The sequence below is a fragment of the Leisingera sp. F5 genome, from assembly GCF_001593695.1.
Map to the genome: position 1 here is coordinate 1 of NZ_LUKH01000645.1, position 1,933 is coordinate 1,933.

A 1,933-nucleotide genomic window follows, 5' to 3' on the forward strand; every position below is an offset into this window, starting at 1 on the left:
CGAATGTTTGAGAACACTGCCGGCGATTTCCGGCCCGGTTCCCGTCGCGGAAAGGAGGACCCATGGTTGTAAGTAAGGGCCATGAAAACGACCTCGCCTGGATGTCGGGGACATATTCCACCGACGGCCTGATGATGAGCCGTGCGATTGTGCGCGAGGGGCTGAGCAAGCTGACCGAGACCACAATCGAATTTGCCGCGACCAAGAGCCAGCCCAAGCTGCAGGATCTGGTCGGCAAGCAGATGAATGTGCATGTGATGCGCCAGCAGACAGAGCATCAGTTCAACGGGCTGTGCATTTCGGTCGAGTATCTGGGCTTTCGCAACGGGTACGAGATGTATGTGGCGGAGGTGCGCCCCTGGTTCTGGCTGCTGACGCGGACCAGCGATCTGCGGGTGTTTCAGGAAAAGACCTCGGTCGATATCATCAAACAGCTGTTCAGCGAGTACGGTTTCAGCGATTTCACCGACAAGCTGAGCGATTCCTATGAGGCGCGCGAATACTGCCTGCAATACCGTGAAAGCGACTATGCCTTCCTGTGCCGGCTGATGGAGGAAGAGGGGATATATTTCTACTTCGACAGTCCCATTGGCGATACCGCGATTGAAAAGCTGGTGCTGTGCGACGGGGTCAGCGGGCACGCGCCGATCAAGGGCGGCGCAGGGATTGAGTTCCACGCCCGTGATGACAGCGACCGTCGGCGCGAGGAGCATATCTCGGAATGGACCAAGGATGAGATCCTGACACGCGGCAAGGTCACGCTGAATGATTTCAACTTTGAAACGCCCTCGGCGGATCTGAAGGCTGCCACTGAAATCGCCAAGGGCAGCCATTCCTACGATGATTATGAAGTTTATGACTACCAGGGCCGTTATCCGTCCAAGACCCCATTGGGAGACAAGCGTTCCAGGGTGCGGATGGAAGCGGAGGCGATCAGGCACATCCGCTGGCGCGGCGCGTCCAGTGTGGCGACCCTGGGCACCGGCAGCACCTTCACGATGGAAAAACATCCGGTGAAGGAGAACAACAAGGAATATCTCGTCATTGAGACAGAGCATCATGTCAAGGTGGCTTGGGACTACGGTGAGCGGGAGAGTCAGCAGAAGAAAGAGGTTGCCACCAAAGGGGCGATGCGGCGCGACCTAAAGGCGCGCAACATGGATGTGCCCGAGGAGATGGAGCACGACGTCTATGCCTCGACGTTCAGCGCCATTCTGAAATCGGATCAGTTCCGGGCGCAGCTGGTGACCCCTTGGCCGGAAGTGCAGGGGCTGCAGACCGCAACCGTGGTCGGCCAGAGCGGCGAAGAGATCTGGACCGACAAGCATGGCCGGATCAAGATCCAGTTTCATTGGGACCGGGAAGGCAAGAAGAACGAGACTTCGTCTTGTTTTGTGCGGGTAGTGACGCCCTGGTCCGGTAAGAACTGGGGCATGGTGGCGATCCCGCGCATGGGCCAGGAGGTTGTGATTCAGTTCGAGGACGGCAACCCCGACCGGCCGATCTGCACCGGCATGCTTTACAATGCTGAAACGATGCCGCCCTATACCTATCCCGACGATCAGACACAGCTGGGGATCAAGACCAATTCCTCCAAGGGCGGCGGCGGTTACAACGAGCTGATGTTCGATGACAAGAAAGACAGCGAGCTGATGCGGGTGCAGGCCGAGAAGGATCATCAGATGCTGGTCAAGGACCGCTCAACGGTGACTGTTGGCATGGATGCTCCCGACCCGGAAGTCACTGAGGCGGACGAGAAGAGCTATGTTTTCACGGTCCAGCAGCACATGACGGAAACCGTGCATGAGGGCGACCGGACCGAAGTGGTGGAGACCGGCGACAAGTCCGAGACCATCCAGACCGGCAATATGACCTTGGACGTGGACACTGGAAACCTGACCGAAACCATTGCCACGGGGGACCATACAGAGAC

General features: G+C 58.0%; 1 protein-coding gene. It reads left to right on the forward strand.

All coding sequences use genetic code 11. The features are described from left to right. Window positions 1–62: 62 nt before the first annotated feature. Window positions 63–1,933 (forward strand): type VI secretion system Vgr family protein (locus A2I95_RS34310; RefSeq protein ID WP_291736997.1); only part of this gene is annotated, 1,871 nt, incomplete at its 3' end.